Genomic DNA, 6,041 nt, shown 5'->3' on the forward strand with positions numbered 1-6,041 from the left:
GCCGGGCGGGTCCGGCGAGGTCTTGCGTCTCAGCGGGCGTTCGCGGGTGTTGTGTCCATAGGAGTCCGGCAGGCCGCTTCGATCAACAGCTTCGCCATGCGCGGCGCTGCGAGAATCGGGCCGCCACCCGGGCCGTAGGTCTGGCTCGCCGCGTAAATCCCCTCGGTCAGCAGGGCCAGTTCGTTGGCGAGCGCCGCGGGATCGGCCGCGCGCGCCGCCTCAGCCAGTTCGGTAAATCGCGCGATCAGCTTCGCCTTGTTGTCGGCCACGGAACGACGCGCCGGATGCGATGCGTCCGGAAATTCGGCGGCGACGTTCACGAACGGGCAGCCGCGGTACTCGGGATCGGAAGCACGCTGCGACAGATCGTCGAAATACTGGAGCAGTTGCTTGACGGGCTCGCCCGGATGTTTCGCGACGCTCGCTTCGAGGCGCTCGAAGCAGCGGTCGTCGCAGCGTTTCAGGTACGCGACGACCAGATCGTCTTTCGACGAAAATTGCCGGTACAGGCTCATCTTGTTGACGCCGGCGCGCTCGACGACAGCCTCGACGCCCACCGCCCGCACGCCTTCCCGATAGAACAGTTCGTCCGCCGCGAGCAGCAGATGCTCCTGCGCGCGCGGCCCCGCCACCTGCGTGCGCGGCTTGCCCTTGGTTCGGGCGCGGGAAGTGGGGGCATGTTCGGTCATGGGTGTCTCGCCGAGGGATCGGCTTGACATGTTACCGACTGGTCACTACTATCGCAACACACTTGTGACTGATCGGTAACAAACTGTTGCCGCGACGTCCATGCCGGGAAATGACAGGACGGACACGGCTCCGCACGGAGCAACAGGAGTGAGGATGAACTGGGCGGCAAAAATGGTCGGCGGGCGTTTCCACTACGGGTGGCTCGTCGTGGCGGTGGTGTTTCTGGTGCTGCTCTCGGCGGCGGGCACGCGTGCGACGCCTAGCGTGATGATGGTGCCGCTCGAGCATCAGTTCGGCTGGAGCCGCGCGACGATCTCGCTCGCGATCTCCGTGAACATTGCGCTCTACGGCCTGATGGGGCCTTTCGCTGCGGCGGCGATGCAGCGCTTCGGCGTGCGGCCGACGCTGCTCGCCGCTCTCGGCGCGATGGCCGCCGGCGTGGCGCTTTCGGCGCTGATGACGCATCCGTGGCAGATGGTGCTGATCTGGGGCGTGATGGTGGGCGGCGCGACGGGCGTGGCCGCGCTCTCGCTTTCGGCAACGGTGGTCACGCGCTGGTTCACGACACATCGCGGCCTTGCCATGGGCATACTCACGGCCAGTTCGGCCACCGGCCAGCTCGTGTTCCTGCCCTTTCTCGCGGCAATCGCGCAGAAGTACGGCTGGCAGCCCGTCGTGCTGGTGGTGGCGATAGCGGCCGCCGCGGTGATTCCGCTGGTCGCGCTCCTGCTGCCGGAGCGGCCCGCCGACATGGCGCTGCGCCCCTACGGCGAAGATCACGACACGCCCATTGCGCCGCCGCCGCAGCAACAGAATCCGCTGAAGATCGCGTTCGGCGCGCTGACGTCGGCCAGCCGCACCCGCGACTTCTGGCTTCTGTTTTTCAGCTTCTTCATTTGCGGCGCGAGCACGAACGGCTATGTCGGCACCCACCTGATCGCGATGTGCGGCGACTACGGCCTGAGCGAAGTGCAGGGCGCGTCGCTGCTGGCGACGATGGGTATCTTCGACCTGTTCGGCACGACACTCTCGGGCTGGCTCTCGGACCGCTTCAACAGCCGCGTGCTGCTCTTCTGGTATTACGGTCTGCGCGGGCTCTCGCTGATCTACCTGCCGCACGCGTTCGGCATCGACTTCTTCGGTCTGCCTATCTTCGCCGTGTTCTACGGCCTCGACTGGATCGCCACCGTGCCGCCCACGGTGCGCCTTGCCACCGACGTTTTCGGCAAGGAACGCGCGCCCGTGGTGTTCGGCTGGGTCGTGGCCGGCCATCAGCTTGGCGCGGCCTTTGCCGCCTTCGGCGCGGGACTGCTGCGCTCGAGCCTCGGCACGTACACCGTCGCGTCGATGATTTCGGGCGGCTTGTGCCTCGTCGCCTCGTTCCTCGTGCTGCGGATCAACCGCGGCTCGCGCGCGGTGGGCGTGCCGGCAGTCTGAGCGGCGGGGCGCCCTGGCCTTCGGGGGCACACGAGCGCGAAATGCGCGCTCCGGTTATGCTGGTGGCCCCCGGGCGAGCGCCCTCACTGAAGGACAGACAAGGCATGACGAAGCACAAACCCGCACCGACAGCCGTGCCCATCCATGAACTGATCGCCGGCCGCTGGAGCCCGCGCGCGTATTCGAACGAGCCGGTGAGCCGCGAGGCGCTGCATGCTGTGCTCGAGGCGGCGCGCTGGGCGCCCTCGGGCTACAACATGCAGCCGTGGCGTTTCATCGTGTTCGACCGCACGGCCGACGAAACCGCGTTCAAGCGCGCTTTCGCGACGCTCGTGCCGTTCAACCAGCAGTGGAATACCCCGGCGCCGGTGCTGATCGCGGTGACGGCGCAGACGCTCAATACAAAGGGCGAAGTGAATCGCACGGCGCAGTACGACGCGGGTGCGGCGGCGATGTCGCTCGTGCTGCAGGCGCATGCGCTCGGGCTCGCGGCGCACCAGATGAGCGGCTTCGACGTCCAGGCTTTCCGCACTGAATTTGCACTGCCGAACGACGTGGAGCCGCTCGCGTTCATCTCGATCGGCCACTATGGCGACGCCGAGAAGCTCGAGCCCGTGCTGCGCGACCGCGAAAAGGCCGAGCGCACGCGTGCGGCGGTGGGGGAAATCGCCTACGCGAATGCGTGGAAGCACCCGTTCAAGGGCTGATTCGAACGTACCTGCGCGCCGTCCTGGCGCGCCGCTGAACCATAAGTCGGACAGAAAACGCGCGGCTTCCCCGCGCGTTTTTTTTGCCGCCGCTGCGGCGCTGAAGCACGGCGCCGCGGTTGCCCGTCAGCTGGCTTTCGTGATAAAAAGCCCGTCCCTCCCAGCCCTTCCTGACGTGCGCGAGCGATCTGCGCGGCACGCTTCCCTGCCATGACCACGTTCTGCGCGATTGACTTCGGAACCTCCAATTCGGCGGTGGCGCTGCCTTCATCCGGCTCATCGGCCGCGTCCGGCGGCGCCATGCGGCTCGCGCCCGTGGAAGGGGCGCACGTCACGCTGCCCACCGCCGTGTTCTTCAATACCGACGAACACACCCGCGAGTTCGGCCGGGCGGCGCTGAGCGCCTATATCGACGGCTTCGACGGGCGCTTGATGCGCTCCATGAAGAGCATCCTCGGCTCGCCGCTGGCGGAGAGCACGACGGATCTCGGCGACGGCAGTGCCATGCGCTATACGGACATCATCGCGATCTTCGTCGATCACCTCAAACGCAGCGCCGAGGCTTGCGCCGGCGAGCCGATCGCGCGGGCTGTGCTGGGCCGGCCGGTGTTCTTCGTCGACGAGGATCCGCGGGCCGACAAGCTCGCGCAGGACCAGTTAGAGGCTGCCGCGCGCGCGGTGGGCTTTCGCGAGATCCAGTTCCAGTACGAACCGATTGCGGCCGCGTTCGACTACGAATCGCGGCTGACGGAAGAAGGACTCGTGCTGGTGGCGGATATCGGCGGCGGCACGTCGGACTTCTCGCTCGTGCGCGTGGGGCCGGCGCGCGTGCAGCGGCTCGAACGCAAGGACGACGTCCTCGCGCACCACGGTGTCCATGTTGCGGGCACCGATTTCGACCGCCGCGTCGAACTGGCGACGATCCTGCGCGAACTGGGTTATCAATCGCTCGACCCGGAAGGCCGTGAAATACCGAATCGCGTCTATTTCGACCTCGCGACCTGGCACCTCATCAACACGATCTATACGCCGAAGCGGGCGGCCGACCTCAAGCTGATGCGCCACCTGTATCGCGAAGTGCGGCACCACGATCGCCTGATGCGCGTGGTCGAGCAGCGTCTGGGTCACGCGCTGGCGGCGCGCGGCGAGGAGGCGAAGATCGGTGTGTCGGCGGGCGGCGAGACCCTGATCGATCTGGAGGCGGTGGAGTCCGATCTGCGGCTTGCTTTCGACAACGCCGAGCTGATCGAGGCGGGTCGCGAAGAAACGCGCCGCATCGTGGAGGCCGCGCGCGAGACGGTGCAAGCGGCGGGCGTGAAAACCGCCGACGTGGGCGCGCTCTATTTCACGGGCGGCTCCACGGGCCTGCTGTTCCTGACCGAGGCGCTTTCGGAGGCGTTCCCGCAGGCCCGCCCGGTGTTCGGCGACCGCCTCGCAAGCGTGGCGACGGGCCTTGGCATTCACGCGCAACGCCTGTTCGGCTGAAGCGCGGATAAGAAAAACCCCACCTTCCGGAAGAAGCGTGGGGTTTTTCGGTAAGCTTGCCATCAGGATCCCGCTGGCGGGATCCGATGGACGCTGAAGGCAGCGTGCTTAGACCGGCTTGATGTTCGCAGCTTGCTTGCCCTTCGGGCCCGTGCGAACTTCGAACTGCACCTTTTGGTTTTCTTGCAGCGTCTTGAAGCCGTCGACTTTGATTTCCGAGAAGTGCGCGAAGAGATCTTCGCCGCCGCCGTCCGGCGTGATGAAGCCAAAGCCCTTAGCGTCGTTGAACCACTTGACGGTACCGGTTTCCATATTACTTTCCTAAAGATGAATTGAGGCCGAAGCCAGAGAGGTGCACGAAAATCAAGGAAGGGGTATGGGACCAGCCGGAGTACCGTTGATGGGCGAACTACGAAAGACCTATTCACACTCGCCGCTTGAAATCCTGCCCCAACTTTATACGGCTAATTGCCCGGAAGGTCAACAGGAAGTCCAGATTCTCAATGTTTTTTTACGTTAGGGTCGAAACAAGAGCTTACAAATCTTGATCGATCACCGTTTTTTTTGTAGGGAGTCTGCAGATTTTTGACGCGCTTTGGCAGTGCAACCGTTAAACTACGCGCCGCGCGGGGGTTGCGCCTTTGGGTGCAATCGATGCATGGCGCGCAGTTGCGATATCTGTAAAAACCCGCCCGCACAACAGACGGGGCTCCCGGTGTCGAACTGCTCTTGAAACAGGAGAAGACGTGAAAAGTTCTATTCAACGGAACATCGGCCCGTTTGCGCTGATGTTTACGGGCCTCGGCTCGATCATCGGTTCGGGCTGGCTGTTCGGCGCGTGGAAGGCGGCGAAGATTGCAGGTCCGGCGGCCATCTGTGCCTGGGTGATCGGCGCCGTGGTCATTCTGGCCATCGCGCTCACCTACGCCGAACTCGGCGCGATGTTCCCGGAGTCGGGCGGCATGGTGCGCTACGCGCGCTACTCGCACGGCGCGCTGGTGGGCTTCATCAGCGCCTGGGCCAACTGGATCGCCATCGTCTCGGTGATCCCCATCGAAGCCGAAGCCTCCATCCAGTACATGAGCACCTGGCCCTACGACTGGGCCCACGCGCTCTTCGTCGACGGGTCATTAACCCACTCGGGATTAGGACTCTCGGCGCTGCTCGTGATCGTGTACTTCATGCTCAACTACTGGGGCGTGACGCTCTTCGCGCGCGCCAACAGCGCCATCACGATCTTCAAGTTCATCATCCCGGGCCTGACCATCATCGGCCTGATGACCACGGGCTTTCACCACGAGAACTTCGGCCAGTCCACCGACTTCGCGCCCTATGGCTGGTCGGCGGTGTTCACGGCGGTCGCGACGAGCGGCATCGTGTTCGCGTTCAACGGCTTCCAGAGCCCGATCAACCTCGCGGGCGAAGCGCGCAATCCGTCGAAGAGCATTCCGTTCGCGGTGATCGGCTCGATCGTCTGCGCGCTCGTGATCTACGTGCTGCTGCAGATCGCCTATATCGGCGCGGTCAACCCCGCCGACGTGCTCAAGGGCTGGAACACGTTCGCCTTCAAGTCGCCGTTCGCGGAACTCGCAATCGCGCTGAACCTGAACTGGCTGGCGATCCTGCTGTACGTGGACGCGTTCGTGAGCCCGAGCGGCACCGGCACGACCTACATGGCGACGACCTCGCGCATGATCTACGCGATGGAGCGCAACAACACAA

General features: G+C 64.8%; 6 protein-coding genes. 4 read left to right on the top strand and 2 right to left on the bottom strand.

All coding sequences use genetic code 11. The features are described from left to right. Window positions 1-29: 29 nt before the first annotated feature. Entirely contained in the window at window positions 30-689 is a 660-nt protein-coding gene (locus BAC01S_RS25865) for a TetR/AcrR family transcriptional regulator (RefSeq protein ID WP_027797375.1), read from the bottom strand. Between the two features lie 154 nt (window positions 690-843). On the opposite strand from BAC01S_RS25865, the gene BAC01S_RS25870 reads away from it, so the two are divergent. From BAC01S_RS25870 to BAC01S_RS25880, 3 genes are all read left to right on the top strand, one after another. Beyond that, window positions 844-2,127, top strand: a complete 1,284-nt coding sequence (locus BAC01S_RS25870; RefSeq protein WP_027797376.1) for an MFS transporter — start codon at window positions 844-846, stop codon at window positions 2,125-2,127. Window positions 2,128-2,231: 104 nt separating this feature from the next. Continuing rightward, the gene (locus tag BAC01S_RS25875) at window positions 2,232-2,834 is read left to right on the top strand and encodes a nitroreductase family protein (protein WP_027797377.1); all 603 of its coding nucleotides are present in this window, start codon (window positions 2,232-2,234) and stop codon (window positions 2,832-2,834) included. 210 nt (window positions 2,835-3,044) lie between these two features. Continuing rightward, window positions 3,045-4,319, top strand: a complete 1,275-nt coding sequence (locus tag BAC01S_RS25880; RefSeq protein ID WP_043203687.1) for an Hsp70 family protein — start codon at window positions 3,045-3,047, stop codon at window positions 4,317-4,319. A 108-nt stretch (window positions 4,320-4,427) separates the two neighbouring features. Here BAC01S_RS25880 and BAC01S_RS25885 read toward each other — a convergent pair whose 3' ends face one another. After that, window positions 4,428-4,631 carry a cold-shock protein gene (locus tag BAC01S_RS25885; RefSeq protein WP_027797379.1) on the bottom strand — a complete coding sequence of 68 codons (204 nt, stop codon included), beginning with the start codon at window positions 4,629-4,631 and terminating at the stop codon, window positions 4,428-4,430. A gap of 434 nt (window positions 4,632-5,065) precedes the next feature. Between BAC01S_RS25885 and BAC01S_RS25890 the strand changes: the two genes are divergently transcribed. Next, window positions 5,066-6,041 (top strand): APC family permease (locus BAC01S_RS25890; protein WP_043203700.1); only part of this gene is annotated, 976 nt, incomplete at its 3' end.

This window comes from Paraburkholderia acidipaludis NBRC 101816 (assembly GCF_000684975.1).
GTDB classification, from domain to species: Bacteria; Pseudomonadota; Gammaproteobacteria; order Burkholderiales; family Burkholderiaceae; genus Paraburkholderia; species Paraburkholderia acidipaludis.